The organism is Aquabacterium soli, from assembly GCF_003933735.1.
In the GTDB taxonomy this organism is placed as follows: Bacteria; Pseudomonadota; Gammaproteobacteria; order Burkholderiales; family Burkholderiaceae_C; genus Aquabacterium; species Aquabacterium soli.
Genome location: NZ_RSED01000011.1, coordinates 16688 through 43623 on the forward strand (window position 1 = coordinate 16688; position 26936 = coordinate 43623).

The following is a 26936-nucleotide window of genomic DNA, read 5'->3' on the forward strand; positions in this document are numbered from 1 at the left end:
GCATGTGATGGACAAGGTGTCTTGTTGGGCTCACTGGGCCGCTTGCGTTGGTTCCGCTGTCGGAACTGTGGGATGGACTTCCAACGCCCGTCCCGCAAGACTGTGCGTGAACCGAGTCCCCGCTCTCGCCAAGAAGGAGTTCGCCTTGGATAAACTCATCGTGACCAGGCTGTTGGAACTGGTTGAGCCTCTCGTCGCCCTGTCGATCAGCCACTTGACGGCGACCACACGCCAGAAGCTGGCCAATGACGACTTGTCGGTCAACGTGTACCCGAACGACTATGGTGGCTTCGTCTACGTAGGTGCCCCACCCTACACGGTGCCCGCTGAGAACGACATGGCCACGATCTTCGAAGCAGCCAGATTGGCTGGCATCGTCTGGCTCAAGTTCGACAGCGATGCAGCCATCGTGGACGGGCTGCCGATTTTCGAAGAGACCGATCCCCTTTGACCCCCACCGGGCGTCGCGCCCTCAGGCCGACGCCCATTTTTTTGCGCCATCTACAGTCACCCCGCGATCGCGCATCGCATCCAGGTCGATCACGGCGTCGGCCATGGCGGTCAACTCCGGCGTTTGCGACACAAAAAACTCCCGCTGGTAGCCGCCCACGCGCAGCACCTCGCGCTTCATGGCCATGAACATGCGTTTGCGCTCGGGGTCCAGCGCCCCATCGGCTTCGTCAGAAAACAAGGCGTCGTAGCGCCGACCTGCATGCTGCGCCAGGTACAGCGCCACCGCCCGCGTCAGGCACTCGTTGACCCACACGCGCTCCCCTCCGCTCATCAGGCCCAGACTCTTGCTGTCGCCCGACTCGCCGTCATGCACGACGATGTCAAAGCCCTCGCGTTGCTCGCCCTTGCCTGTCTCCACCAGCGTGAGGATGGACACGGTGAAGCGTGGGCCATAACAGGCCAGCAGCAAGTCATTGGCCAAGCCAGACAAAGCCGGGCCTGCATCGTCAATGGCCAGGGCGATCAGGCCATCGTTGCTCATGCATCGGGCAAACAGGTTCCAACTTCCCAAGCTGTCCTCCGCTCGGGCCACGCGGGACTGCACCTGCACACGTCGATCAGCCAGGGCCCGCGCCTGAGCCGTCAATTCAATCCTGGATTGGGCATCGCGCTCGGCGGCCAAGTGGGCTTGCTCTGCGGTGGACAAGGCCAGGCGCGCTTGGGCCTCAGCCTGGGCGGCAGCGGCCAGCATCTGATGGTCAAAGGGCGTTGGCAACGCGTGAAGCACCGCATCCAGGCGATTGAGCGCCTCCCGGAAATGCTGCGCCTGTTGCACCAGCGCCTGCGCGATCCGCAGGCGTGCTGCCTCGATCTGTTGGCGCTCGGCCTGCTCTTCGGTCGTCTCGTTGCCTTGGGTCCGGCCAAGCTCGGCCATCAATGAGGACAGTTCAAGCTCAATGGTCTGCAAGGCGGCGCGGGCTTGGCTGATCTGGCCAGCCCTGGTCGCCAGCAGCGACAAGCGGGACACCCGTGTTCGAGCCATGTCACCCAAGCGTTCGGCCCGGGCCAGCGCTTGCGGCGCCTGGGCCAGCTCTTCGTACCGATGGCGGATCAGGGACAGTTCCTGTTCTGCCAGGGCCTTGTCCTGTGCCAGGCGACCTATCTGGCCTTGTGCGCTGGGCATCAGGGTCTGGGCTTCATGCGCATCCCCCAGCAGCTTGCATTGCCCTTGCAGATCGGTGCCCGCACAAGGCACCTCAGCGACCAGGCCAAAGCGGTGTGCCAACTCCTGGGCCTTCAAAGCCGCCCTGCCTGCCTCAAGTTCGATGCTGGCTAGCTTCTGCACTAGCAGTCGTTCCGTGGCCTGTGCATCCCTCATCGCCTGCACCTGCTGTCGGCACACAACGATCTCCTGTTGCCTGGCACTCAGCACCAGTTCAGCCAGAGGCAGGCGATGTGCCGCACGCTGGACCGTGTCAGCTTCTTCCAGCACGTTCAGGCACTGGCGACGTGATTGCATGAGCGCGCTTTGCCGAGACTGCGCTTGCGTGCGCCTACTGTTGATGCGTTGCGCCAAGCGCTCCAAGCCTTGCAAGGCATCCTGCTCTTGAGCCTTGAGCCCCTCGATGGCTCGCGTGCCGGCAACGATCAACGCCTTGCGCTCCTCAAGCAACTGCGCACGACGCGCCTCGGTGCTCTGTGACTGATCCCGTTGTGCCTGCAAGCGGGCATGGCCAACCCGATGCCCATCCAATGCCTGCTGCGCTTGTTCTCGCCCAATCAAGGTCTGCGTAACTCGGTCGGATGCACCTTGCAAGCGATGCAGTCCCGCATCCAGGCGAGCATGCTCCGCATCTAGGCCGGCCAACTCCTGCCTGATGGACGACAGCCCGGCCTTGATCAGTTTGGCGGTGTCATTGGCCTTTTGCCCCAACGCTCGGATTTCTTCCTGGCCGAGCAAGTCGGACAGCAGGCTCTTGATCTCGGCATTGCGGTAGGTGCTGAGTTGGCGCTTGCCCTGCGCTGAGAACGCGGAGGTGAAGAAGGTATCAGCGCTGCCACAAATGGATTCCACACAGCGGCTGTAGGTCTCGACCTTGCCATCGGACACCAGACCATCGTCGAGACAGACGGGGCGCCATTGGCCCTCATCACTGAGTGCATGCAAATAGGCCTCGGTCTTGCGGCGCCCGTTGAGCCGGATCACCACTTGGGATCGATAGCACCTGCCTTCATGTGACCAGGTCAGATCCTTTTCGTTTTCCGGTAGACAGACATGGTCGTAGTAGGAAAAGCCGCCGGGGCCGCTCAAGGCCGCCCGTGACGGCATCGTCAGATAGGGGTGCATGTTGTCCATCAGCGTGGTCTTGCCCCGCCCATTGGCCCCTGCAATGGCGACGAGTTCAGCGCCATCGGCCAGGCGCTCGAAGTCCAGGGTCAACACGTCTTGCCCCAGGCCATAACGGATGCCCCGAAAGCCTTTGAGGGTGAGTTTCAGTGGTTGCATGGTTGGCTCCAGCGGTTTGCTGAAACCAGTTTCCGACGTGATGTCACGTTGTCAACGTCTGCCTGTCAGTACGGTGAATGCCAGCACTGCAGCGGTTGTGGTCTTACGACCCGAAACTCCTTTGCACGCTGTACACCACCAAGCGGTCATCGGCTTGGCATCGATCGGCCTGCTTTGCGACCGCTCCATGAGGTGCAGCGGTCGCTGAAGGTGAGGAAGCCTGTTCGAGTCGATCGAACGACCGCTGCTTCCGTCGACGAACAGGTACTTCCGACCCATAGCAGACGTCTATATTTGGCATAGATAGCACAACTTATTTCCCTCACAGGCACCCGCGACCATGCCACAAAAATGACATCAACGAGTCATCAGGGTGTCATATCACGACATTACCATCGCTGCAATTCAGATTCGTAATCAGGTCATCATTTTTGATTACGAATTCAAATCTGCCGGAGGTGTCATGATCGAACTACAGAATGTCTCAGTCAGTTATGGTGATGCGATTGCACTGTATCCCACCACTCTCAAACTCCATCAGGGACAGTTCACCGTATTGCTCGGATCTTCCGGCGCTGGAAAATCCACGCTACTTCGCTGTATTAATTCGCTGCATGCGTCGCAGCGCGGCACCACCATTGTCGCCGGCTTAGGAAATTTGGCGAACTCGCGTGCATTGCGCATGCATCGCCGACAGACTGGCATGGTGTTTCAACAGCATCAATTGATTGGCCGACTGACGGCTTTGCAAAACGTTTCGATGGGCCGAATGGGCTACCACACGGCATTACGCAGTCTATTCCCCCTCCCGGCGAAGGATCAATCCATATGCTTGCAAAGTCTGGACCGAGTCGGCTTATTGCACAAAGCCTTAAGCCGTGTCGACGCATTGAGCGGCGGCCAGCAGCAACGCATCGGTATTGCCCGGGCTCTGGCTCAGCAACCTAAACTGGTGTTGGCTGATGAACCGGTAGCCAGCCTCGATCCTGCTACTGCAGAGCGAGTGCTAAGTCTGCTGCACCGCATTTGTAAAGAGGACGGGATTTCGGCGGTCGTCAGCCTGCATCAGGTAGACCTCGCTCAACGTTATGCCGACCGTATTATTGGCCTGTCCCATGGCCGAGTCATTTTTGATGCCGCCCCGCAGACTTTGGATCAAGCCAGTTACGACACGCTGTATGAACAAGTACCCCGTTCTTCTTTGAGCGTTCCACAAGACGCTCGAGAGGAACGGCTTATCGATACTTCATTTCCCATGCAACTTGCTACCGTAAAGGATTGATTATGAAAAAACTCGCATCCGCATTAATGTCTGTCTTGCTTGCCGCCGTCTGCAGCATTGGCCATGCATCATCCAATCCCGATCCAGAAACGCTCAAAGTTGCGCTGCTGCCGGACGAAAACGCATCGACCGTAATTAAAAACAACAAGCCGCTCGAAATCTATCTGGAAAAAGAGCTGGGAAAGAAAATTGAGCTGGTGGTTACCACTGATTACTCGTCAATGATCGAAGCCATGCGTCACGGCCGTATCGACATGGCATATTTTGGCCCCTTGTCGTATGTGCTGGCTAAGCAAAAGAGCGACATCGAGCCATTCGCAGCGATGAAGCAAAAGGGTAGCACTACCTACCAGTCCGTATTGATCGCCAATACTGGCGCCGGCATCGCCAAAATCAGTGATATCGTCAACAAGAATGTCGCTTACGGTGATAAGGCATCCACCTCCAGCCATTTGATTCCGAAGTCGATATTGGCGGAAAACGGTTTGAAAGCCGGCGAAAACTATCGCGAACACTTTGCCGGTGCGCATGACGCGGTGGCCATGGCCGTGCAAAACGGTCACGCGCAGGCTGGCGGCTTGAGTAAGCCGATTTTTGAATCCCTGGTTCAGCGCGGACTGGTCGATCCCAACAAAGTAAAAGTTCTTGCCGAATCGAAGCCATATCCGCAATACCCGTGGACCATGCGCAGCAATCTGAAGCCGGAACTGAAGGAAAAGATCCGTGCAGCCTTCTTGAATCTCAAAGATCCGGAAGTCCTGAAACCTTTCAAAGCCGATGGTTTCGGCCCGATCAGCGACAAAGACTATGACGTGGTGCGCAGCCTTGGCACACTGCTCAAGCTCGATCTGTCGAAGTTCTAAGTGAGCGACAGCATGCAAGCTGATTTTGGTTTGATTCTGGCCGAGCGCCAGCGCGTATGGAACCGCACGATACTGCAGTTTGCCGTTGTGCTGGCGATTGTGATCGGTTGCTGGTATTACGTCGGCCTATTTGATGCCGAGCGATTGAAGGATGGCATGCCAAGCCTGGTAAAAATTGCCGGCGAGATGTTCCCACCGAACTTCTCGCAGGCTGGCACCTGGGTCAAACCGGTACTGGATACCTTGGCCATGAGTATCGCCGGCACGGCAATCGCGGTATTGCTATCCATTCCCTTAGGAGTGCTCGCCGCGCGGAATACTAGCCCTCATCCACTCGTGTATCAAGCCACACGCGGCCTGTTAAACGCTTTGCGATCGATACCCGAACTGATCATGGGCATCCTGTTCGTGGCAGCCGTTGGCTTCGGCGCATTGCCGGGTGTTTTAGCCCTAGGCTTACATTCGGTTGGCATGATCGCCAAATTTTTTTCGGAATCGATCGAACATGCCGATCCGGCACCGGTAGAAGCCGCGCATGCAGCGGGCTGCACGCCATTGCAGGTGATTTTTCATGGGATCTTTCCCCAAGTGCTTCCGCAAATGGCCGATACCGCGATCTATCGATGGGAATACAACTTCCGTGCTTCGACCGTGATGGGCATGGTCGGCGCCGGTGGAATCGGGTTCGAGCTGATGGGCTCTCTGCGCATCATGCAATACCAGGATGTCTCGGCTATTTTGCTGGTTATTTTAGGCATGGTTACCCTCGTCGACGCCTTCAGCTCCTTCCTGCGTCGCAAGTTCAAATAACTCCCAAAGCTTACAAAGGTTTTTATGAAGCCCAAAGTCGTCCTCACCCACTGGGTGCACCCGGAAATCATCGAATTGTTGTCCGCTAGCGCCGATGTTATCCCCAACACCACACGGGAAACCTTGCCGCGTTCTGAGGTAATTGCGCGAGCCAAAGATGCGGATGCACTCATGGCTTTCATGCCGGACAGCATCGACAGCGCGTTTCTCGAGGAATGTCCAAAGCTGCGTGTCATCGGCGCCGCGCTTAAAGGCTATGATAACTTCGATGTCAACGCCTGCACACGCCACGGTGTATGGCTTACGATTGTGCCGGATTTGCTTACGATCCCGACCGCTGAACTGACTATCGGCCTTCTTCTCGGTTTGACAAGGCATATGCTGGAAGGCGATAGGCAAATCCGTAGCGGACACTTCCAAGGCTGGCGGCCGACACTATATGGCTCTGGTTTGACAGGAAAAACGCTTGGCATCATTGGTATGGGGGCGGTCGGCCGTGCAATCGCCCAGCGCTTGGCTGGCTTTGAAATGAATCTCTTGTATTGCGATCCGATTCCGCTCAATGCCGAACAAGAAAAGGCTTGGCACGTACAGCGCGTCACGCTCGATGAACTGCTCGAAAAATGTGATTATGTCGTGCCGATGGTTCCGATGGCCGCAGAGACACTGCATCTGATCGATGCCACCGCGTTGGCCAAGATGAAAACCGGTAGCTACCTGATCAATGCATGTCGCGGCTCGGTCGTGGATGAGAATGCGGTGATAGCAGCACTGGCGTCTGGAAAACTAGCTGGATATGCAGCCGATGTCTTCGAGATGGAAGAATGGATACGCGCTGATCGCCCGCAGGCTATCCCCAAGGCGCTGCTCGACAATACGGCACAAACGTTTTTTACGCCGCATTTGGGATCGGCGGTCAAGGAAGTTCGGCTTGAAATCGAGCGGCAGGCAGCGATGAACATCATCCAGGCACTCGCTGGTGAAGAACCGATGGGCGCGATTAATCAGCCGTATCCGGGAGTAAAGGCGGCGTGATAGATCTGGAGCGTGTGGCGACGTTCATTGCCGTCGTCAAATGCGGGGGCTTTCGCGAAGCGGCGAAGCAAACTGGATTGTCCCAGCCAACAGTAACGCAGCATATCAAGCGGCTGGAGCAGTCTTTGCAGGCCCGGCTGATTGACCGCGCAACAATGCCGCAAAGCCTGACATTGGAGGGAAAGATTTTTTTCCCCTATGCGGAACAATTGCTCCGTACTAGCCATAAGGCTACGGCAGCCCTCCACAATAAAAGCCTGGTCGTTGGTGCAAGCTCCAATATCGGCATTTATCTTTTACAACCCTATATCAAGGCGCTCCAAGATAAATTAGCAAACAAGATCGATGTGAGGATCGGCAAAAATATCGAGATTGCCGCTTTGCTGGAAACGCTTGAAGTGGATGTAGCGGTAATGGAGTGGTGGGACTCACGTCCTGGGTTCGTCTCAACAGTATGGCGGCGCGAGAGGATGGTTGTCATTGTTCGCCCCGGCCATCCTTGGGCTGCCGAGTCGACCATTCCACTTAAGTGGTTAAAATCCCAGAACTTGCTTGGAGGCGAAGCGGCTACCGGAACTGGGCGCCTACTACAACAATATGCCGGTGCCGACTCGGCAGAGTTCACAGTGGGTATGCAGTTAGGTAGCACCGAGGCGGTCAAACACGCGGTCCACGCAGGGCTAGGAATCTCGCTTGTGATGGAAAGCGCGGTCAAGCATGAACAGGCAAGCGGATGGTTACATGCAATTCCGATTGAAGAAGATGTTTACAAAGATCTTTATCTCGTACATCGCTCAGAAACTTCGTTAAGCGGTCCGGTGGCAAGCCTTGCAGATTTGATTCTCCATTCTCCGGATTTAGGCTCAATAGAATATAAATAGCAAAACGAATGTCTGCTTCTGGCCGGGTTCGGGTCTTCGCTTGCGCACCCGACAACAGCTGCTCGCTGCCGAGTGTGGCATCGACGAATCCGTGCTGCTGGCGCCCCCTGGGTTGAAGGGCCGCTGACGGGCCGCTCTGCGGCAGGCAGGGCCCGGCCAGAACCTGTCGGTCACGGCTGGCAGCTTTCCGTCAGTCAAGCCGGCGACTACTCGTAGATTGAAGCAGGCGAATCGTCGCTCAAAATTGAGCAGAGGCCTCAGTGAGATTCCAAGGATGGGATTGCGAGCTCCACTCGATCATAGGATCTCGCCCTGTTTGTCCCCCCCCCTAGCTTTAACTTGCACGAGTCCTCCGCAATGTCGTAGGATCCTAGCGAATAACTCAGAGAAATAGCTTCTAGTCGAGCTGATGGGAGGGATATGTTGCGGGTGGACTATGTTGTCGCACTGGCTTGCGTGGGTTTGCTGGGAGGATGCGCCTCGGCCACTGTAGGTTGCCGCCAGGGCGCCCAGCAGTGCTCTGCGAACGGCCCACCTAACGCCGAAATTGACAACGGCACTTCGTGTGCCGTCCTCGTGCAGAACACGCATGTCTGCACATATGACGGCGAAGGTCGCTTCAAGGGTGAAAGCGTCAAGGCGGGTACGGGCGTATGCGTCTGCCTCGGCTGGTGATAAGGGAGGTATTCATGCTGCGGCGCCTACGTGCGGTTTTGCTCTTCGTCTCTACGCTGCACTTGGCCGGTTGCGCGGGGCTTTATCGGTATGACGCAATCTCAGAGAAACCGGCCTTCGACGCCGCGGACACGCCCTTAACGCCGCGCCCGAGCACCATCCAACCCGTGCTTTCGATGCCCCTAGCGACTCTGCAGGACGGCGCCAACAGCGCCGTCGGCCGCTTGCTACCCTTCACTGTCGAAGACGGCAAGCGCCTGGCGAGTATCGAAATCATGAAGCCGCCCTGGCTCGGTGGCGGCTGCTTTTTCTGCGAGTACCTCGACGCTAAGTGGCAATACACGGTCAACCAGCCGCGACCGGTAGTGCTTAAAGGCGAGCAGAATCGGCTCGTCGTTGATGTTTCCGCAGCGATCGACGGCGGCGTCGGCTTCAAAGGAGACATCGCCAGACTCCTTTCGCTAACCAACAAACGCTTCGACGCTGCCCTATCTGTGAATTTCAAGAGCGGGCTGGCTGCCAATATCGACTTCTGCCCCGCATTGACCGGCGTCGAGCTCGACTACTCGTGGATCACGCCCCCTTACTTCCAAATCATCGGGCGAAACTGCCTGTGGGGAGTGTGTTTTGGTCCAGCCAACATTGAGTTCGACAGCGCCATCGACAACAGCCTGCGGCCACAGTTGCCAACGGTCGCAGCCAACCTGCAGAAGGCTATCCCATGCCAGCCCGTTCGCGACGCGCTTGCTAAGGCTTGGCGCGGCTACACGTTCCCAGTGAAAGTGCCCTACGAGGAACTGCACCTGAACATCCGTCCGCAGGCGCTGTATCTGCCTGGCTTGAACATCTCCGCGACCGATCTCAACTTCACGGGCAATCTAGAAGCGCTCGTGTCGCTCGACCAGACGCCCATATCCACGGATCCGCTACCACTGCCACCGAATACCCCAGCGACGATTAGCCCTGGGCGCTTCTCTCTCGCAGTGCCTATCTCGACGCGCTATTACACTTTCGAAGCGCTGACCAAACAGGCGCTGACACTCGAACCCTTCGGCGGCAAAACACCCGCCGGCGACGTCAAGGTCACATTCAAGGACGTCCAGTTTTACCCAACGACCGACGGCCAGATGCTCGCCATCGGCGTGTCGGCGGCGGTTGAGTTTCGCTGGCTATGGTTCCTAAACAGTTCGGGCACCATCTGGCTGACCGCGCGGCCGCAGGCACTTGACCAGGGTCGCAAGATTCGACTGTCGGACGTGAAGGTGACGCGCAAGTTCACAAACCCAATTTGGGACCTCGTCTCGCTGCTGCTAGACGACAAGTTGACCGAGGTCGTCCGCAACGACTTCGAGATGGACTTGAACCCAACTTTCGCACAAGCCGAAGCCGATATCACTGCAATGATAAACAGCGCTGGCCAAGACGGTAGCGTCACTTTGCAGGCCAGGGACGTTAAGATTGCCGTGGGCCGAATGCTGGCCAACGAACAGACCTTCCAGGTGGAGGCCTTGTTCGACGCAATAGTTGATGCCAAGCTAGGCAAAGTCTCCCTGCCTTGAAGCCCGCCACAAACAAGGTAGGGTGCACCAAACTATGAAGCAAATCGCTTTTGCCTTGTTTACAGTTGCGGCCTTGCTCGCGCCCGCACGCGAGGCCAGCGCTTTGTCCTTGGGCAGCTGCAACAGCTACGCCGAGCTCAGCCGACAACTCGCCGCTGAGAATCAGACTCTCCGTCCCTCGCTGGACATCGGGGTGGCTGTGAGCTTCGGAAGCAAGGGGCAGGAAACGGGGTACGTGATCGAAGCTCGCGAGGGCAGTCGCTGGTGCGTCGTGTCGGTGCTTGAGCGCGTAAGAAGGATCAGCCAACAGCGAGTCGCCGAGGAGGTTTGCGATACACCCGCGAGATTCCCGGAGGCAGTAACCCTCTGCAACGAACTGAAGGCGCAATCGCTGAAGGTGAGGCGGACAATATCGGGGCAGTCGTCGCGCCCGGCGCTCACAGAAAAGTTTCCCTCGGAAACCTCGAAAAAAACACAGGACGCTGTGACCGTAGAGCTGGCGTTATGCGTGGACCGCTCGGGGCGGGAGGTCCTATGCGGAAGGACAGAGACACTTCTACGCGTAGACACCGTGCGACCTCGCTAGGCTGGCTCTCCAGCGCGCCGACGCGCACTCCCGCGACCGATTGTCGCTAGGTTCTGGCTGTGTGGCCATCGGTCCCTTCGCAGCTCAGCCAAGCGTCGAACGGCGCCCTAGGCCTACATGGCCCCTTACACGCAGTCGAACGTGATGGCGAGCATGCAGCTGGCATTGCAAGTTAAGGCCGACACAGCGCCCCACAGATTTGTGAAGTTCAACGACGCGATGAATGCGCACACGGGCAGTTTTTACGAAGCTACGCATGTTGACCTTGCCACTGGGAGGCACCATGTTCAAGGTCCGACCTTGAGGTGGCAGCCCCATTGCCCATGTCACCGGCAGTGAGGAATTTTGGGGATCGTCGGTGCGCCGATGTCCGGTTTGCGCCGAGTGCTAGGCTGAGGTGAAGGTCGCCTTCGGGTCGATCTGCGACGGCCGCGGATCGCGATAGCGGTCACTCGAGCAGTCCGCATGTGAACGTCAGGCCCAACGGCCGGTTCCGGGTGCGAAGCCGTCAGCCAAGCCGTGCCAGGTCGTTCGACCGCTTCTTGCAAAAGCAGCCACTGGGAGCGTCATGGTCGAACGTCCGAGATCAGCCTTGGCCTGCCGCTCAGGTGCGTGGGCACAACGACTGCTCATGGCAGATCCGCGTTGGTCGATGGCACCCCTCATCCACCCTGCACGTGTATGACTGCGGAACGGTAGATCGACACAGCAGAACGTCATCGCTAGACACCATTCGCGGCTCATACGCCCTTGATGCCACCATCACCGCAACTTAGGCATTTCGCTTCCAAAATTCTGCCAGCGATTTCATCGGGCTGTGAACACACCAATTCACCAAGGCATCTCAGCAGCCCCGCATGCTGAACACCCGTTGCCTGCGCCCAAGCCGTGACTTTCTGTTCCAAACTGTCCAACTGCGAAATGCCCGCCGCTCTGGTCCGCACAACCGGCACGATGCGCCCTTCTAACTTGACTTCAGCTGCCGCACCCAACGCCTCCTGAATGGCCTGGCGATTGACCTCATGGCGATCTTCGTCCGCCACCGTCCACCGGACACGCACGAACGCCCCGGCAACGTCCTGTTGCGCCACCGCATCCCGCAAGGTGTCGAGGTCTGGCTTGCCGTCAAACACAATGTCAACCGTTCGCCGAGCAGGTGTCGGCTGCAGCGTGCAGACCGCTGACGAGGTATCCACCTCCCACAGCAGCCAGCCCTTGTCGCCATCCTCCCCATAGTGGAAGCGCCCGATGGAGCCCGCATAGGCGATGCGCTGCTGCCCATGCCGCGCCTCACAGTCCCATGCCTGATGTCGGTGGATGTGCCCCAGCATGAAAGCCTGGGCCTCGGCAGCAAACAATGCGCCCGTGGTGAACTCGTGGTCGAATCCGGCCATGGGAACGCCGTGCTCGCTCATGCAGCCAAAGACGGTGCCATGCGATACGCCGATGGACGGCACCGCCAAGGTCTGTGCGCGTCGGTGGCTCTCGGCAAACCCGGCCAGCAAGACGGCCAGGTGCTCGCCCACTGCCTCGGCAGCAGCCCCCGCCCCCACCGTCGCCGCCACAGCAGCCTTGTTGACCGTGGGCACGCAACTGAACAGGGCCATGAGCCCATCTGGCAGCACATCGAAACGCCAGCTTGAAGAAACCTGCCAGCAGCCGTTCGGCATGAGCGCCACTTGTCCAATCTGGTCGACCACATGGACAGGGTAACGCCCGCCCAAGGATTTGAAGATGGACAGGGTGCCCGGTGGCTCATGAGAGAACGTGCCTTGCAGCATCAGCACCGGACAATGGTCAGCCAGGCGACGCACCTGCGCCACCAGGCGTTCGGCAGCGGGCGAATGCAGGTCCAGGGCGTGATCGGTTGAATCCCCAGACAGCACTGCAGCCTGCACACCTGAGGCCATGGCCATGTCGATGGCTGCCCCGAAACAGCGGTCGGCCTCGATCAGGTTCTTGGGGCCGTAGTGAAGGTCAGAAAAATGAGCAATGCGAACCATGCCGTATCTCCTTCATGTCACCCGGTGCAGTTCGCTCTCGATCTTGTCGAGGTAGCCCTGCGGGTCGTTGCGATAGCGATCCAGTTCATCCCAAGCACGGCGACGACCATGCGGGTTAAGCCGCCACCCTCGGCCCCACCGTCGGTCGGCGTAGGCCTGGTATTGGTCCGCAGCAATGCCATAGGCTTGGGCACGCGCCAGGAGGTGTTCCAAGGTGAGATCCCCGTCATGCACCGGGGCGTCCTTGGGTGCCTCAGCGATCACCGACGCCACAACGGCATCCACATCGGCATCCACATCGGCACCAGCACCCTCCCACGTTGGGGCACCATCCAGGACCTGAGTGGCCAGTTGCGCTTGAACAATGGCCGTGTCTTCGTCCTCCCTGTCGCGCAGCAAGGCGGTCACATCCACGGGCGCTTCCAGTTCGATGATCCATTGCGGCACACGGGTGGGCAGGCCCGTCTCGTCGATATGGGCGACCTCCATCAAGCGCTTGGTCAGGTAAAACGGGGTGCGTTGCCGATCCAGAAAGCCAGAGATGCGACCGCCACGCAGAAAGCCGATGGTTTCGAACTTCTGGATGGCCGAGTTCATGGCGTAGAAGCTGTTTGTAGGCAACTCGAACGCACTGATGGAGCGGATACCCGGGATGAAGAACAGGAACCGCCCGGTCAGGTTGCAGCGCCGCTGCTGGTAGTCAGCGCAGGACTCGGGCTCGCAAATGCCGCCGTTGTCTTCGCGCAGAACCGTCTTGCGCCCACCGAAGATGCGGATAGAGCGCCGGCCCGTGTTGTCCATGGGCACAGGTGCATGGCACATGCAGTGGCGCACACGGCCATCAGCCGAATACTGCGACCAGTAGCGCTTGTCCTGCGCCCCCCAGGCCGCGAGTTCATGCGGCATCACGGTCTGCCACTGGTCAGCCGGAAAGACGATGGGGAAGCGATAGAGGTGAAGGCCTTCACCACGGTCCTCGCCATAGGCTTGCAGGATCTGCTTCGGTGTCTCGGGATTGGGGAAGTCTTGTGCCCGCACGGTAAACCAGGGCACGTTGCGCGGGATCAGCGGTGACTTGAGTTGCGGCATCGCACCCACGATGGCGCGTTCGATCTGATCGAAGGACTGGCCGGCTTCAACGCCCTCGTCGTAGAGGCGTTGAGCCTGGGGTTGCTCCGCCGCCTTGCGGGTGAGCACCTTGATGCCTGCGCGGATCTTGCCGCCTGTGGGGATGCGGGCGGGGCCTTGCCCGAGCAGGGTCGGCAGGGCCGCCGAACCGCCCTGGACGGTGACAGTGGTTTTTACCATGGTGGCGCTCCTTCATGAACATGCGATGGTTCATGCTCTCGCGACTTCATGCGACGTCAAGCCCGAGCGCGTATGTGGCATTCTCGATAGCATGAACATCAGCGGCAAGCTCAGAGGCTGGGCAAGGCGGATCAAGCGAGACGGTGTAACGCTCTGGTTCGCTGGCAAACACCCGGCAACGCCGTGGTATGCGAAAGCCATCGGTCTTTTCGTCGTGGCCTATGCACTCAGTCCTATCGATTTGATCCCGGACTTCATCCCGGTGCTCGGTTACGTGGATGATGTGTTGCTGCTGCCTTGTCTCATCTGGCTGACCATTCGGCTCTTGCCCGCTGAGGTTTTGGTCATCTGCCGCGAACAGGCTGACAACTGGCTGAAAGTGCAGGGATCCAAACCAAGCAGCCGTTTTGGTGCGGTTCTGATCGTGCTTATCTGGATTGGGGTCTGTACAGCACTCTGGATATGGCTTTAGCCATATCGCAGGTCAAGGCAACGCCCGCCAGGCAAACTTGACACATGGGGTAGGCCTGCCTAAACTTCGTTCACTTGTACAGACTTACGGCGCAACTGCCTCTCATGCCCACGCACGCCTTCACCGTTCGCAAGCTCGCTGACACCGCAGGGGTCGGCGTGGAAGCGGTGCGCTTTTACCAGCGTCGCGGGTTGTTGCGTGAGCCTGCCCGTGAAGGCAATGGCTTTCGGCAGTACGACGAGGGTGACGTGCGGCGCCTGCGTTTCATCAAGCGCGCGCAAGAGCTGGGCTTTTCCCTTGACGATGTGGCCTCGCTGGTGTCTCTGAGCACTGAGACCGATCAGCTGCGCGTTCGCGAGATCACCCAGCAACGTGTGCTGGACATCCGCCAGCGAGCCACCCAACTGGAAGCCATGGCCGTTGCCCTTGAAGGCTTGGTCACTTGTTGCCAGAAGTCAGCCAAGGGAGATCACTGCCCCATCATCGCGGCCCTGGTCGATCACGCCCCCCGACCCGCAGAGCAGGTGGCCGCATGACCATGCCTCGCGCGCTCAAGCATTGGATTTGCCGACTGATGGTCGGCGTGATCTTGTTTGCGCAGATGAGCGTGGCAGCCTACGCTTGCCCCAGCAACATGGTCTCCGGCAATGCCACAGCCGACGCCATCACCGCGATGGACGCCATGGTGGATTGCGAGCAGATGGGCGAAGGCATGGGAAGGCACCTGGACCAAGCCAACCCTGGCCTGTGCGCCGAGCATTGCCACCCCACCCAACAAAGCGATCACACCCAGGCGCCTACCGTGCCTGCGGCGCTGTTGATCGCGCTGTACACCGTCGCCCTGACGGTGGATGCGTCAAGGCCGGATGGCCTAGCGCCGACTGCGGACAGCCGCCTTCACGCGGCGCCACCGCCGCTGTCCATACTGCACTGCTGCTTCCGAATTTGACACGCCGAGTGACGCGGCGCTGAAAGGCCTGACGGCCGCTTCAGCGCCTGGTCGCGCAGGTTGCTGGCCAATGCAGGCGCGTGGCGTTCTGCCAAGTCCTGCACACGCCCACGCCATTGGCTTCATTCGGAGGTGTCATGTTTACCCATTCTTCGCTCCTGCCGCGCAGGGGCATGCAACTGGTCGATCTCGGCCATCCCATTTGCATGCGCATGCTCACGCGCATTCGCACGCGCTTCCAAGGTGTCGTCGTTCTGGTGGCCCTCAGCCTCGCATCCTTCCACGCCCATGCCGGGGATGTCCTGACGTTTGAACAGGCTCTCAGGCTTTCCCAGGCGCGCTCACAACAACTGGTGGCCCAGAACCACGCCACGGCGGCTGCCCGCGACATGGCGGTTTCGGCCGCACAGCAGCCCGATCCCGTCCTCAAACTGGGCATCAACAACCTGCCCATCAGCGGACCTGATCGCTTCAGTGTCACCCGCGATTTCATGACCATGCGCTCGGTGGGCCTCATGCAGGAGTTCACCCGTCAAGACAAACGCCTTGCACGGTCCATGCGCTTTGAGCGGGAAGCCCAGGCCAGCGAGGCCAGCCGGGCCCAGGCGCTGGCTCAATTGCAACGTGACACGGCCATGGCCTGGCTGGATCTCTACTACCAGGAACGCATGCTGGTCCTGGTCAAGGCCCAGCGCGATGAAATCCGCCTGCAAGTGGAGGCGACTGAGGTCGCCTATCGAGGGGGCAGAGGATCGCAAACTGAAGTGCTCGCTGCCCGCGCAGCGCTTGCTCAGGTGGATGACCGCATCGACCAGGCCATGCGTGAAGTGAGCACAGCGCAGACCGCGCTGCGCCGGTGGACAGGTCGTGCAGCCGACACGCCCCTGGGCGATGCGCCCGACACCCGCCATGTTCCCTCGCACCTGAACGATCTGGAAAGCACCCTGACCGCGCACCCTGACATCACCGTCCTGATCCGGCAGGAAGAGATGGCCCAGGCCGACGCAGACCTGGCCCGAGCCAACAAACAAGCCGACTGGGGTGTGGAGCTGATGCTCAGTCAACGTGGGCCCGGCTATTCCAAGATGGTCTCTGTCAATGTCTCCGTTCCCTTGCAATGGGATCATAAGAGCCGTCAAGACCGCGACCTGGCTGCCAGGTTGGCCACCGTTGAGCAGATGCGCGCCCAGCGCGAAGAAGCCACACGGGAGCACCTTTCCCAGGTCACGGCGATGCTCCAGACTTGGCAGAGCAGCCGGGATCGACTGCGTCGCTACGACAGCGTCTTGATCCCCCTGGCGGTCGAGCGAACACAGGCTGCATTGACAGCCTACCGAGGCGGCAGCGGCACGCTGGCCTCCGTGCTGGAGGCTCGCCGCATGGCCTTGGACACCCAAATGGACCGGCTGCGACTCGACATGGACACCGCTCGCATCTGGGCGCAGCTCAACTACCTGATCCCGGTGGAACACGACGCGGCCATACCCGTTCTTGACCACTGACACGGAGCCTCACATGAAACTCAAAAATCTGGTGATCGCCATGATTGCCGCCACAGCACTGAGTGCCGCTGCATATGGCCTGTACGCATTGGGCATGCAAAGAGGCATGGGCATGAATGCCGATGCTGAACTGCGCCCCGCTCAGCCTGCCACAGAAGCAAACGCCACCCAAGCCCTGCCGCAAAGCGTGGCCGAGGGTGAAGACGCCACCCGGCGACACATCGCCGATGGCCTCAAGGCTGGCGACATGGACCCGGTCACCGGCAAGAAGGTCTTGTACTACCACGACCCCATGGTGCCGGGCAACAAGTTCGACAAGCCCGCGAAGTCGCCTTTCATGGACATGATGCTGGTGCCCGTCTACGCAGACAGCGATGGTGACCAGGGCAAGGTCACCGTCAGCCCGCGCATCCAGCAGAACCTGGGTGTACGCACTGCAGAGGTCACAGAAGGGGTGCTGTCGCCCCAGGTCTCTGCCGTGGGCAGCATCGCTTACAACGAACGCGACCAGGTTGTCATGCAAGCACGGGCCGCCGGGTTTGTGGAGCGGCTGCATGTGCGCGCCACGCTGGATGCGGTCAAACAAGGTCAGCCCCTGGCCGATCTCTATGTGCCTGATTGGGTGGCCGCGCAAGAAGAGTTCTTGTCTGTTCGCCGCATGCGGGGTGCCGACCTGGGCAGCTTGGTGGATGGCGCTCGCCAGCGCATGCGTCAGGTGGGCATGAGCGAGGATCAGATCAAGCGCGTCGAGCAAACCGGCAAGACCCAGCCGCGCATCACCCTGGTGGCGCCCATCGGCGGCGTGCTCAGCGAGTTGATGGTGCGTGAAGGCATGTCCGTGATGCCTGGAGCCACTTTGTTGCGCATCAACGGCGTGTCCACGGTTTGGGCCAACGCCGAAGTGCCGGAGAGTCAAGTCGCGCAACTGCGCCCAGGCACCAAGGTGCAGGCCCGCAGCCCGGCTGTGCCTGGCACCACCTTTGAAGGCACGGTTCAGGCCCTGGTGCCGGAGGTCAACCCTGGCACCCGCACCCTCAAGGCCCGCGTTCAATTGAACAACCCAGGCATGCGCCTCGTGCCTGGCATGAGCGTGACCATGCAGTTCATGGACATGCGTGCCGAGAAGGCCTTGTTGATCCCCACAGAGGCAGTCATCCAGACGGGCAAGCGCACCGTGGTGATGCTGGCCGAAGACAAAGGGCGGTTCCGCCCGGTCGAGATCGAGGCAGGCATCGAGAGCGATGGGCAAACCGAGGTCAAGCGCGGCCTGGATGTGGGCCAGCGTGTGGTGGTGTCATCGCAGTTCCTGATCGATTCCGAAGCCAGCCTCAAGGGTGTTGAGGCGCGGCTCAATGGCGCACCGGCACCGACCATGGACAACACCGCGCCCAGACACGAAGGTCAGGGCAAGGTGGAAGCCCTGGCAGACGAGGCCATCACCTTGTCGCACGGGCCGATTGCCTCACTCAAGTGGGGCTCTATGACGATGGATTTCAAGGTGCCGCTCAAGGGCGGACTGCCCCGCCATCTGGAAGTGGGGGACCCGGTGAGCTTTGAGTTCTACATGGATGCCGATGGCATGCCGCAGTTGACCCGACTGTCGCACCTGGCACCCGAGCCCCAGCCTGCGCCCGAGGTGCCCCATCACACCCATGGCCCGGCCAAGCAAGGGAGCAAGCCATGATCGCCCGCCTGATCCGTTGGTCCATCACCAATCGCTTTCTGGTGCTGCTGGCCACCTTGATGCTCAGCGCATGGGGGGTGTATTCGGTCGCGAGAACGCCGCTGGACGCCTTGCCCGACCTGTCTGATGTGCAAGTCATCATCCGCACCACCTACCCGGGCCAGGCACCGCGCATCGTCGAGAACCAGGTCACCTACCCCTTGACCACGACCATGCTGTCGGTGCCTGGCGCCAAGACGGTGCGGGGGTACTCCTTCTTCGGCGACTCTTATGTCTACGTGCTGTTCGAGGACGGCACCGATCTGTACTGGGCCCGCTCGCGTGTGCTGGAGTACCTGAACCAGGTTCAGTCGCGTTTGCCTGCCAGCGCCAAGGCGTCGCTGGGGCCCGACGCCACGGGCGTGGGCTGGATTTACCAATACGCCCTGGTGGACCGTGGAGGCACACAGGATGCGGGTCAGTTGCGTGCCTTGCAGGACTGGTTCTTGAAGTACGAACTCAAGACCGTGCCCAATGTGGCGGAAGTGGCCTCGGTGGGCGGCATGGTGCGCCAGTACCAAGTGGTGCTGGACCCCGACAAACTGGCCACCTACGGCATCCCGCACACCCAGGTGGTTGAGGCCATACAGAAGGCCAACCAGGAAGCGGGCGGCTCGGTGCTGGAGCTGGGCGAGGCCGAGTACATGGTGCGCGCCTCGGGCTACCTGCAATCACTGGACGATTTCCGACAAGTGCCCTTGATGACCACCGACGCAGGCGTGTCAGTGCGCCTGGGGGATGTGGCCCGCATCCAGATGGGGCCCGAGATGCGCCGGGGCATTGGTGAATTGGACGGTGAGGGAGAAGCCGCTGGCGGCGTGATCGTGATGCGCTCAGGCAAAAACGCGCTGGAGACGATTGCTGCGGTGAAGGCCAAGCTCAAGACCCTGCAAGCCAGCTTGCCCAAAGGGGTCGAGATCGTGCCGGTGTACGACCGATCCACCCTCATCGAGCGCGCGGTGGAGAACCTCTCGCACAAGCTGCTCGAAGAGTTCGCCGTGGTGGCCGTGGTGTGCTTTGTCTTCCTGTTTCACCTGCGCTCGGCGCTGGTGGCCATCATCTCGCTGCCCCTGGGCATCCTGGCGGCTTTCATCGTCATGCACTACCAAGGGGTGAACGCCAACATCATGTCGCTGGGTGGCATCGCCATTGCCATCGGCGCCATGGTGGATGCAGCCGTGGTGATGATCGAGAACGCACACAAGCACTTGGAACACTGGGAGCAAGCCCACCCCGATCAATCGCTGGAAGGTGCCGAGCGCTGGAAGATCATCGGCGATTCGGCGGCCGAGGTCGGGCCCGCGCTGTTTTTCTCGCTGTTGATCATCACGCTGTCCTTTGTGCCGGTGTTCACGTTGGAGGCGCAAGAGGGGCGGCTGTTCTCGCCGCTGGCCTTCACCAAAACCTACGCCATGGCGGCGGCAGCGGGCTTGTCGGTCACGCTGATCCCCGTGCTGATGGGCTACCTGATCCGTGGCCGCATCCCCAGCGAGCAGAGCAACCCGCTCAACCGATTCCTGATTGCCATCTACCGCCCGCTGCTCAATGCGGTCTTGCAAGGCCCCAAGCGCACGCTGGCGGTGGCCACCGTGTTGCTGTTGCTCAGCTTGTGGCCCTTGCAGCACATTGGCGGTGAGTTCATGCCCAAGCTGGACGAGGGCGACCTGCTCTACATGCCCACGGCCCTGCCGGGCTTGTCCGCAGGCAAGGCCGCCGAGCTGCTTCAGCAAACCGACCGTTTGATCAAAACCGTGCCCGAGGTGGCCGGTGTCTATGGCAAGGCAGGCCGCGCCGAAACCGCGACCGACCCGGCGCCCATGGAGATGTTCGAGACCACCATCCAGTTCAAACCCAAAGACCAATGGCGCCCGGGCATGACGCAAGACAGGCTGGTTGAAGAGCTGGACCGCATTGTCAAAGTGCCCGGCCTGGCCAACATTTGGGTGCCCCCCATCCGCAACCGCATCGACATGCTGGCCACCGGCATCAAGAGCCCCGTGGGCGTGAAGGTGGCGGGCACCGACCTGGCCACCATCGACCGACTCACGGGTGAGATCGAGCGGGCGCTCAAGGATGTGCCCGGTGTCAGCAGCGCCTTGGCCGAACGCCTGACAGGTGGCCGGTATGTGGACGTCAACATCCGCCGCGATGCCGCCGCGCGCTTTGGCATGAACATCGCCGATGTGCAGTCGGTCATCAGCTCGGCAGTGGGCGGCGAGAACATCGGCGAGACGGTGGAAGGTTTGCAGCGCTTCCCGATCAACCTGCGCTACCCACGCGAGACACGCGATTCGCTGGAGAAATTACGCACTTTGCCTATCGTCAACGAGCGTGGACAGCGCCTGGTCTTGTCCGATGTGGCCGACATCCGCGTGACCGATGGCCCGCCCATGCTGCGCAGCGAGAACGCCCGCCTGTCAGGCTGGGTGTATGTGGACATCCGGGGGCGGGATCTGCGATCAGCGGTGCAGGACATGCAAAAGGCTGTCGCGGCCAAGGTCAAACTGCCGCCTGGCTACTCGGTGTCCTGGTCAGGCCAGTTCGAGTTCCTGGAGCGGGCCACGGCCAAGCTCAAGGTGGTGGTGCCGTTCACGCTGCTGATCATCTTCGTGTTGCTGTACCTGACATTCGGCGCGTTTGACGAAGCCTTGCTGATCATGGCCACGCTGCCCTTTGCCCTGGTGGGGGGCATCTGGTTGCTCTACCTGTTGGGTTACAACCTGTCGGTGGCCGGGGCAGTCGGGTTCATTGCATTGGCTGGCGTGTCCGCCGAGTTCGGCGTGATCATGCTGCTCTACCTCAAGCAGGCTTGGGGTGAGCGCATCGACAAGGGCCAGGTCAGTGTCGATGACCTGCTGGACGCCATCCGTGACGGTGCCGTGCTGCGCGTGCGCCCCAAGGCCATGACGGTGGCAGTGATCCTCGCGGGCTTGCTGCCGATCATGTGGGGTGCAGGCACGGGCTCCGAGGTCATGCAGCGCATTGCTGCACCCATGGTCGGGGGCATGATCACGGCGCCACTGCTGTCGATGTTCGTGATTCCGGCTGCGTACCTGCTGATTCGCCGCAGCAAAAAGGCAAGGCGCGCCACGCAAGCGCCTCACATGAAACATGCCTGAAGGCTGTCACGCCATCACCCACAACAACAGCCACCTCGACTGGCCTTCTCGGGTTTGAGCGGCCCATTTGTCACCACCACAGGGGTGTAGCCAGCCTCCTGGATTGCGTCGCGAAGTTCATCTGCATCCGCCTCTGTGGGTTCGATCTGGACTTGGTGCGACTGCAACTCGATCCGTACGGTGGCCTCTTTATCGACGGCCCGCACCGCCTTGGTGATGGTGCTGACGCAATGGCCGCAAGTCATGTCCTTGACTTCAAAAGTGATCATCAGAAACTCCGATTGGTTTGGGGTGGATTCACTTTCAAGCTTCCTACAGCAGGAAGGTCAAGCACCTGTTTTCAATAACCCCGCAGTTAACGCATGTAACTGCCACACGGCTTTACATTCCCACGATGGGAAGCTTGAGGATCCACGACAAACATCAACCACCTATACGGGCACACCATGATCTCCCCGCAAAAGCCGCTGGCCACATTCCGAATCGACATCCCCATCTCGGGGATGACTTGCGCTTCTTGTGTGTCCAGGGTAGAAAAATCGCTCAAGGCAACGGCTGGTGTGCAAAGCGCCAACGTCAATTTGGCCACCGAAGTGGCCTCGGTCCAAGCGGACCCATCTGTGAACCTTGAGGTACTCAGCGCAGCCGTCCGCGAGGCCGGCTACGACCTGAAGACCACCGATGTGGCCCTCCATGTCGAGGGCATGACCTGCGCCTCTTGCGTCACCCGGGTGGAAAAAGCCTTGCTCAAGGTTCCCGGCGTCTTGTTGGCCTCCGTCAACCTGGCAACCGAACAGGCCGCCGTGCGTGCACTCTCCACGATCCCACCCGCATCTCTCGTGGCAGCCGTCACCAAGGCAGGCTATGTGACTCAATTGAAGCAGGAAGCCGAGCCCGCAAAGCCCAACACCCTGCCGACATGGGGGCCCGTGGCGATCGCTTCTGTTTTAACCTTGCCACTGGTATTGCCCATGGTGCTGCAGTTGGTGGGGATCGACTGGATGCTCAATGGCTGGCTGCAACTCGCACTGGCCACGCCGGTGCAATTCTGGCTGGGCTGGCGCTTCTACCGGGCAGGATGGCGGGCCGTCAAGGCCAAGGCCGGCAACATGGACCTGCTGGTTGCGCTTGGCACGTCCGCAGCCTTCGGCCTGTCCGTCTACCTTCTGATGCGGCATTCACAGCACGGCATGCCGCACCTCTATTTCGAAGCCTCGGCTGCAGTGATCACGCTCGTTCTCCTGGGCAAGTGGTTGGAAGATCGCGCAAAGCGGCAGACCACGGACGCGATTCGCTCTCTCAACGCCTTGCGGCCGAGCACGGCACTGGTTCGACGCGATGGCGTTGACGTCGAAATGCCCGTGGCCGACGTGAGGGTCGGTGACCTGGTGAGCATACGCCCGGGTGACCGCGTGCCCGTTGATGGCGAAATCATTGAGGGGCGCAGCCATGTGGATGAATCGCTCATCACAGGCGAAAGCCTGCCTGTCGCCAAACAAGTGGGTGATCAGGTGACCGGCGGGGCCATCAACGCCGAGGGCATGTTGATTGTCAAGACGCAGGCCGTCGGTGCCGAAACAACCCTGGCACGCATCATCCGGCTGATCGAGTCGGCCCAGGCGGGCAAGGCACCCATCCAGCGCATCGTGGACCGTGTCAGCGCCGTGTTCGTTCCCGTGGTGTTGGGGGTCGCGCTACTCACCTTTCTGGCTTGGCTTGGCATCAACGGAGACTGGGAGCATGCCTTGATCAACGCCGTGGCCGTGCTGGTGATCGCCTGCCCATGTGCATTGGGCCTGGCCACACCCACGGCGATCATGGTCGGAACAGGTGCCGCCGCACGCCGAGGCATCCTCATCAAGGATGCTCAGGCATTGGAGATCGCGCATTCGGTGACCGTCGTGGCGTTCGACAAAACAGGCACACTGACGGAAGGCAAGCCGACGCTGGTAGCCGTTGTCCCGGCCGAAGGGTCAGGCATTGACGAAGTGGTCGCTCTGGCCGCAGCGTTGCAACAAGCAAGCAGCCATCCGCTGGCACTGGCAGTCACCACCCACGCCCGCGACGCCAGCCTCACCATCCCCTCTGTGCAAGATGCCAAGGCACTGGCGGGCCGGGGCGTCGAGGGCATGGTGAGGGGAGCCAAGTTGATGCTGGGCAACACCAGACTTTTGAATGAACTGGGGGTGGATGCAGGTGCGCTCGGCACGCAAGCCGATGTGTTGGAGCGGCAAGGACGGACCTTGTCATGGCTTGTGCAGCAAAACGCAGGCGGCTTTGAACTGTTGGGGCTGATGGCCTTCGGAGACACCGTCAAGCCCACGGCAGCTGCAGCGGTGAGAAACCTGCACCAACTGGGCATCAAAACCCTCATGCTGACCGGCGACAACCAGGGCAGCGCTGATGCGGTCGCGCAGGCCCTGGGTATTCTCGATGTGCGAGCGGAGGTGCTGCCCAGCGACAAAGCGGCCATCGTGCAAGCCTTGCGCGCCAGCGGTGAGGTCGTGGCCTTCGTGGGTGATGGCCTGAACGATGGCCCTGCCCTGGCTGCAGCATCTTGCGGTTTTGCGATGGCCGGAGGTGCTGACGTGGCAACCGAGACCGCAGGCGTCACGCTGATGCGCGGCGACCCCAGGCTGGTGGCCGACGCCCTGGATGTGTCGCGGCGAACCTATGCCAAGATCAAGCAGGGGCTGTTCTGGGCCTTTGCCTATAACGTCCTGGGCATCCCACTGGCGGCACTGGGCATGCTCAACCCCGTCATCGCGGGTGCCGCCATGGCGCTCAGCAGCCTCAGCGTCATCGCCAATGCGCTCTTGCTGCGCCGTTGGCGGGGTGCGATGGAAAACGAGTTGCCACAGCACACCAAGCCTGCCACCGTCAATTCACAAGGAGCCGCTGCATGAGCGAACACATGAACATCGGAGAAGCAGCCAAGGCCTCTGGCGTGTCGGCCAAGATGATCCGGCACTATGAAAGCGTGGGGCTCTTCCCCGGCGCTTTGCGAACCGATGCAGGTTACCGCCAGTACACCGACAAGGAGGTCGGCACCTTGCGCTTCATTCGGCAAGCCAGAGACCTCGGGTTCTCGCTGGATCAGATCCGCGAACTGCTGGGACTGTGGCAAGACCGTCGACGCCCAAGCCGCCAGGTAAAGGCGCTGGCCCAGGCCCATCTGCAGGAGTTAAACCAGAAGCTCCAGGAACTGCTTGCCATGAAGGCCACCCTTGAACACCTCGTTCATTGCTGCCATGGTGATGACAGACCGGACTGTCCGATCCTCGATATCCTGGCAACCCCACATGCCCAAAGCGAAACGAAGCCCGCGCGTAGCGGGCTGCGGTCAGGTCGGCAAAGTTGACCTGGACGATGTGGGCAAGCAACGCATCATCCAATCAATCCAGGTGTCCTTCGCTGATCAGGATGCCAAGCCTTGCCACCTCGTTGCTGCTCGCAACTATCTTCTTCCCGTCGACGGTTTCTAACGTTTCCCCTTTTTTCATGTAAACGGCTTTCCCATACTTACTTTCCTTCGCCATTTTTCCATCCTTGAAAAGGTAAAGCGTGCCACCATCTTTCAGTTGATGCGTAGCAGCGGCCTGATTTTTTGCCGCATCACCAGCATAAACAGATCCGACAAATCCAATCAAGGCGACAAGTGTGATCAACGAGGTAGAATTTTTCATGGTGTTTCTTCCTAGAAATTTGCAAAGATGTGGCCTTCGAATAAAATATACAAGACCACAACACGCAATTTAACCGCCATCACCTTACAAAGACATGACGTCGCGATGACTAATTTGACAGCATCTCTTCAATATTAAAACTTCTTGAAAACTCATCCGTCATTATTGAAATAATGTACTTGTCATAGACCCTTGCCAATTGCGCATCATTGCCGCCCAAACGGATGTTCTTTTTGAACAAGGCAGTACCTCTGGACCCAGGTATATCTGGTCTGCGTGAGGGAGCATTGAAAACTTGCCTGACACGAAATCCGGAGCGCACAGCACACGCGTTAACCCAAATATCATCCGCATCAGGACACGTCGCCCGGTAACCGAGTCCGACTCGCTTGAGCAGAAGCAGAAAATCAGGTGGGTAAAGTACGCCACCTACCCCAGTGGAGAAATTAAGATGGGAGGGGGCACTGCTATTGCAAAGCGGCCATGCGATGTAGGGCATCAATGCATCGCCATTCGTTAAGACAGACCGAGCGCGCAAACAATGAATAACGGCCTTATCGCTCAACCAGGCATCAAAAAGATGCTTGAAAGCAAGATGTTCGTAAAAAACATCGTCGTCAATGGTGATCAAAGGTCGAACGAAAGAGGCATTCATCTGCAGATAAGGTTGCAGCTTTTTGTGAGGCCCATCGTTTTCGCAGGTTATCACCTCCAATCCACGATGACACAAACGCGTCAACGATTTCGGCAATCGCCCCGGCCAATCTTCCCGAGACAAGAACAGAATGACTCTTCTGGGCTTAATTCCGCTGCACGCAGATTCGATCGCCAAATGAACCCTGTTGACACGATCTCCGTGTGAAGTGAGGGACACATCAAACGCTGAGCTCTCGTCCACCAATTTTTCTTTCGATAACCAGTTTTTCAATGCATACCGAAGAAAAAGAAGATAGCTCTTCACCACAGCCCCAAACCAAAAGCATTCCCAAATCAGGCCAAAAACCATCTTCAGCTGAGCGGGCACTGAATTGGACTATGGGCGATCCTCTAACCAACCAACCCGATCAGATAAATAGCCCAAGCAAAGCCCGATTGAATCGATCTCGGAAAAACACCACCGAGCACAGACAGTCAACGCTAACTCAACAAGCCTGGCACCTAACGTGATTTAACACTTTCGTCAAGGCGCATTTTTAATTTCCGTCACGATCATCTTCCCACCCTCGCTGAGGACCATGAATTTCACCTGATCACCAGGCCTGAGATTGGACAAGATGCTCTTGTCTTTGGCGGTAAACACCATGGTCATGCCTGGCATGTCCAGGTGCTTGATGTCACCATGCTTGATGGTGACTTTGCCGTTGGTCTGATCAATTTTCTTGATCTCGCCGTCGGTCATTGCGGGAGCCTGCGCGGACTCCATCTTCGAATGGTCCATGGCAGCTTGAGCGAATGAAGCAAGTGGAGAAGCGATGCCGATGGCACAAGCCGATACGGCTAAAAATTTAGCAATGACGTTCATTG

General features: G+C 59.5%; 22 protein-coding genes. 15 read left to right on the forward strand and 7 right to left on the reverse strand.

The features are described 5' to 3' along the window. Window positions 1–145: 145 nt before the first annotated feature. Window positions 146–451: a DUF5983 family protein gene (locus EIP75_RS14585; protein ID WP_125244022.1), complete on the forward strand. Its 306-nt coding sequence runs from the start codon at window positions 146–148 to the stop codon at window positions 449–451. A gap of 21 nt (window positions 452–472) precedes the next feature. Here EIP75_RS14585 and EIP75_RS14590 read toward each other — a convergent pair whose 3' ends face one another. Further along, a complete protein-coding gene (locus tag EIP75_RS14590) occupies window positions 473–2959 on the reverse strand; it encodes an AAA family ATPase (RefSeq protein WP_125244023.1) in 2487 nt (828 codons plus the stop codon). 463 nt (window positions 2960–3422) lie between these two features. Here EIP75_RS14590 and phnC point away from each other — a divergent pair, with 463 nt between their 5' ends. The 6 genes from phnC (at window position 3423) to EIP75_RS14620 (ending at window position 10064) form a co-directional block, all read left to right on the forward strand. After that, entirely contained in the window at window positions 3423–4241 is an 819-nt protein-coding gene (gene phnC, locus EIP75_RS14595; protein WP_020200553.1) for a phosphonate ABC transporter ATP-binding protein, read from the forward strand. 2 nt (window positions 4242–4243) lie between these two features. Next, window positions 4244–5104 carry a phosphate/phosphite/phosphonate ABC transporter substrate-binding protein gene (gene phnD, locus EIP75_RS14600; protein WP_004629229.1) on the forward strand — a complete coding sequence of 287 codons (861 nt, stop codon included), beginning with the start codon at window positions 4244–4246 and terminating at the stop codon, window positions 5102–5104. 12 nt (window positions 5105–5116) lie between these two features. Then, window positions 5117–5914 carry a phosphonate ABC transporter, permease protein PhnE gene (gene phnE, locus EIP75_RS14605; protein WP_009238668.1) on the forward strand — a complete coding sequence of 266 codons (798 nt, stop codon included), beginning with the start codon at window positions 5117–5119 and terminating at the stop codon, window positions 5912–5914. A 24-nt stretch (window positions 5915–5938) separates the two neighbouring features. After that, window positions 5939–6949 (forward strand): phosphonate dehydrogenase, encoded by a 1011-nt coding sequence (locus EIP75_RS14610; RefSeq protein ID WP_024569576.1) that lies wholly within the window; start codon window positions 5939–5941, stop codon window positions 6947–6949. Between the two features lie 14 nt (window positions 6950–6963). Beyond that, entirely contained in the window at window positions 6964–7830 is an 867-nt protein-coding gene (locus EIP75_RS14615; protein WP_231108837.1) for a LysR family transcriptional regulator, read from the forward strand. Window positions 7831–8519: 689 nt separating this feature from the next. Further along, complete coding sequence (locus EIP75_RS14620) at window positions 8520–10064, forward strand: DUF4403 family protein (RefSeq protein WP_158622863.1); 1545 nt, start codon at window positions 8520–8522, stop codon at window positions 10062–10064. 1326 nt (window positions 10065–11390) lie between these two features. On the opposite strand, the gene EIP75_RS14625 is transcribed toward EIP75_RS14620, so the two are convergent. Then, complete coding sequence (locus EIP75_RS14625) at window positions 11391–12653, reverse strand: metallophosphoesterase family protein (RefSeq protein WP_125244025.1); 1263 nt, start codon at window positions 12651–12653, stop codon at window positions 11391–11393. Between the two features lie 12 nt (window positions 12654–12665). Next, complete coding sequence (locus tag EIP75_RS14630) at window positions 12666–13961, reverse strand: recombination directionality factor (protein WP_125244026.1); 1296 nt, start codon at window positions 13959–13961, stop codon at window positions 12666–12668. A 91-nt stretch (window positions 13962–14052) separates the two neighbouring features. Between EIP75_RS14630 and EIP75_RS14635 the strand changes: the two genes are divergently transcribed. The 6 genes from EIP75_RS14635 (at window position 14053) to EIP75_RS14660 (ending at window position 21726) form a co-directional block, all read left to right on the forward strand. After that, window positions 14053–14433 (forward strand): YkvA family protein, encoded by a 381-nt coding sequence (locus EIP75_RS14635; RefSeq protein WP_125244135.1) that lies wholly within the window; start codon window positions 14053–14055, stop codon window positions 14431–14433. 104 nt (window positions 14434–14537) lie between these two features. Further along, on the forward strand, window positions 14538–14969 hold the full coding sequence (locus EIP75_RS14640; protein WP_125244027.1) for a MerR family transcriptional regulator: 432 nt from the start codon (window positions 14538–14540) through the stop codon (window positions 14967–14969). Next, window positions 14966–15382 carry a hypothetical protein gene (locus EIP75_RS14645; protein WP_125244028.1) on the forward strand — a complete coding sequence of 139 codons (417 nt, stop codon included), beginning with the start codon at window positions 14966–14968 and terminating at the stop codon, window positions 15380–15382. The genes EIP75_RS14640 and EIP75_RS14645 overlap by 4 nt, the downstream gene beginning before the upstream one ends. Window positions 15383–15594: 212 nt before the next feature. Further along, window positions 15595–16884, forward strand: coding sequence for a TolC family protein (locus EIP75_RS14650; RefSeq protein WP_125244029.1), 1290 nt, complete (start codon window positions 15595–15597; stop codon window positions 16882–16884). Between the two features lie 13 nt (window positions 16885–16897). Continuing rightward, window positions 16898–18568, forward strand: a complete 1671-nt coding sequence (locus tag EIP75_RS14655) for an efflux RND transporter periplasmic adaptor subunit (RefSeq protein WP_125244030.1) — start codon at window positions 16898–16900, stop codon at window positions 18566–18568. After that, window positions 18565–21726 (forward strand): efflux RND transporter permease subunit, encoded by a 3162-nt coding sequence (locus EIP75_RS14660; protein ID WP_125244031.1) that lies wholly within the window; start codon window positions 18565–18567, stop codon window positions 21724–21726. Before EIP75_RS14655 ends, EIP75_RS14660 begins: the two co-directional genes overlap by 4 nt. 14 nt (window positions 21727–21740) lie before the next feature. Here the strand turns inward: EIP75_RS14660 and EIP75_RS14665 are convergent, their stop codons facing one another. Then, the gene (locus EIP75_RS14665) at window positions 21741–21995 is read right to left on the reverse strand and encodes a heavy-metal-associated domain-containing protein (RefSeq protein WP_125244032.1); all 255 of its coding nucleotides are present in this window, start codon (window positions 21993–21995) and stop codon (window positions 21741–21743) included. Between the two features lie 177 nt (window positions 21996–22172). Here EIP75_RS14665 and EIP75_RS14670 point away from each other — a divergent pair, with 177 nt between their 5' ends. Together EIP75_RS14670 and cueR are read left to right on the forward strand one after the other, a co-directional pair. After that, window positions 22173–24632 carry a heavy metal translocating P-type ATPase gene (locus EIP75_RS14670; protein ID WP_125244033.1) on the forward strand — a complete coding sequence of 820 codons (2460 nt, stop codon included), beginning with the start codon at window positions 22173–22175 and terminating at the stop codon, window positions 24630–24632. A gap of 8 nt (window positions 24633–24640) precedes the next feature. Beyond that, entirely contained in the window at window positions 24641–25087 is a 447-nt protein-coding gene (gene cueR, locus EIP75_RS14675; RefSeq protein ID WP_125244136.1) for a Cu(I)-responsive transcriptional regulator, read from the forward strand. Between the two features lie 34 nt (window positions 25088–25121). On the opposite strand, the gene EIP75_RS14680 is transcribed toward cueR, so the two are convergent. The 3 genes from EIP75_RS14680 to EIP75_RS14690 all read right to left on the reverse strand — a co-directional run bounded on the left by EIP75_RS14680 (window position 25122) and on the right by EIP75_RS14690 (window position 26934). After that, complete coding sequence (locus EIP75_RS14680) at window positions 25122–25412, reverse strand: CopK family periplasmic copper-binding protein (protein WP_125244034.1); 291 nt, start codon at window positions 25410–25412, stop codon at window positions 25122–25124. Window positions 25413–25521: 109 nt separating this feature from the next. Then, a complete protein-coding gene (locus tag EIP75_RS14685; protein WP_125244035.1) occupies window positions 25522–26436 on the reverse strand; it encodes a hypothetical protein in 915 nt (304 codons plus the stop codon). Between the two features lie 156 nt (window positions 26437–26592). Beyond that, on the reverse strand, window positions 26593–26934 hold the full coding sequence (locus tag EIP75_RS14690) for a copper-binding protein (protein ID WP_125244036.1): 342 nt from the start codon (window positions 26932–26934) through the stop codon (window positions 26593–26595). Window positions 26935–26936 lie beyond the last annotated feature (2 nt).

What these genes read in the sequence shown, in the direction of transcription:
- EIP75_RS14590 (WP_125244023.1), bottom strand. Translation starts at nt 2,959, where the DNA reads ATGCAACCACTGAAACTCACCCTCAAAGGCTTTCGGGGCATCCGTTAT.
- phnC (WP_020200553.1), top strand. Translation starts at nt 3,423, where the DNA reads ATGATCGAACTACAGAATGTCTCAGTCAGTTATGGTGATGCGATTGCA.
- phnD (WP_004629229.1), top strand. Translation starts at nt 4,244, where the DNA reads ATGAAAAAACTCGCATCCGCATTAATGTCTGTCTTGCTTGCCGCCGTC.
- phnE (WP_009238668.1), top strand. Translation starts at nt 5,117, where the DNA reads ATGCAAGCTGATTTTGGTTTGATTCTGGCCGAGCGCCAGCGCGTATGG.
- EIP75_RS14610 (WP_024569576.1), top strand. Translation starts at nt 5,939, where the DNA reads ATGAAGCCCAAAGTCGTCCTCACCCACTGGGTGCACCCGGAAATCATC.
- EIP75_RS14620 (WP_158622863.1), top strand. Translation starts at nt 8,520, where the DNA reads ATGCTGCGGCGCCTACGTGCGGTTTTGCTCTTCGTCTCTACGCTGCAC.
- EIP75_RS14625 (WP_125244025.1), bottom strand. Translation starts at nt 12,653, where the DNA reads ATGGTTCGCATTGCTCATTTTTCTGACCTTCACTACGGCCCCAAGAAC.
- EIP75_RS14630 (WP_125244026.1), bottom strand. Translation starts at nt 13,961, where the DNA reads ATGGTAAAAACCACTGTCACCGTCCAGGGCGGTTCGGCGGCCCTGCCG.
- EIP75_RS14635 (WP_125244135.1), top strand. Translation starts at nt 14,053, where the DNA reads ATGAACATCAGCGGCAAGCTCAGAGGCTGGGCAAGGCGGATCAAGCGA.
- EIP75_RS14640 (WP_125244027.1), top strand. Translation starts at nt 14,538, where the DNA reads ATGCCCACGCACGCCTTCACCGTTCGCAAGCTCGCTGACACCGCAGGG.
- EIP75_RS14645 (WP_125244028.1), top strand. Translation starts at nt 14,966, where the DNA reads ATGACCATGCCTCGCGCGCTCAAGCATTGGATTTGCCGACTGATGGTC.
- EIP75_RS14650 (WP_125244029.1), top strand. Translation starts at nt 15,595, where the DNA reads ATGCTCACGCGCATTCGCACGCGCTTCCAAGGTGTCGTCGTTCTGGTG.
- EIP75_RS14655 (WP_125244030.1), top strand. Translation starts at nt 16,898, where the DNA reads ATGAAACTCAAAAATCTGGTGATCGCCATGATTGCCGCCACAGCACTG.
- EIP75_RS14660 (WP_125244031.1), top strand. Translation starts at nt 18,565, where the DNA reads ATGATCGCCCGCCTGATCCGTTGGTCCATCACCAATCGCTTTCTGGTG.
- EIP75_RS14665 (WP_125244032.1), bottom strand. Translation starts at nt 21,995, where the DNA reads ATGATCACTTTTGAAGTCAAGGACATGACTTGCGGCCATTGCGTCAGC.
- EIP75_RS14670 (WP_125244033.1), top strand. Translation starts at nt 22,173, where the DNA reads ATGATCTCCCCGCAAAAGCCGCTGGCCACATTCCGAATCGACATCCCC.
- cueR (WP_125244136.1), top strand. Translation starts at nt 24,641, where the DNA reads ATGAACATCGGAGAAGCAGCCAAGGCCTCTGGCGTGTCGGCCAAGATG.
- EIP75_RS14680 (WP_125244034.1), bottom strand. Translation starts at nt 25,412, where the DNA reads ATGAAAAATTCTACCTCGTTGATCACACTTGTCGCCTTGATTGGATTT.
- EIP75_RS14690 (WP_125244036.1), bottom strand. Translation starts at nt 26,934, where the DNA reads ATGAACGTCATTGCTAAATTTTTAGCCGTATCGGCTTGTGCCATCGGC.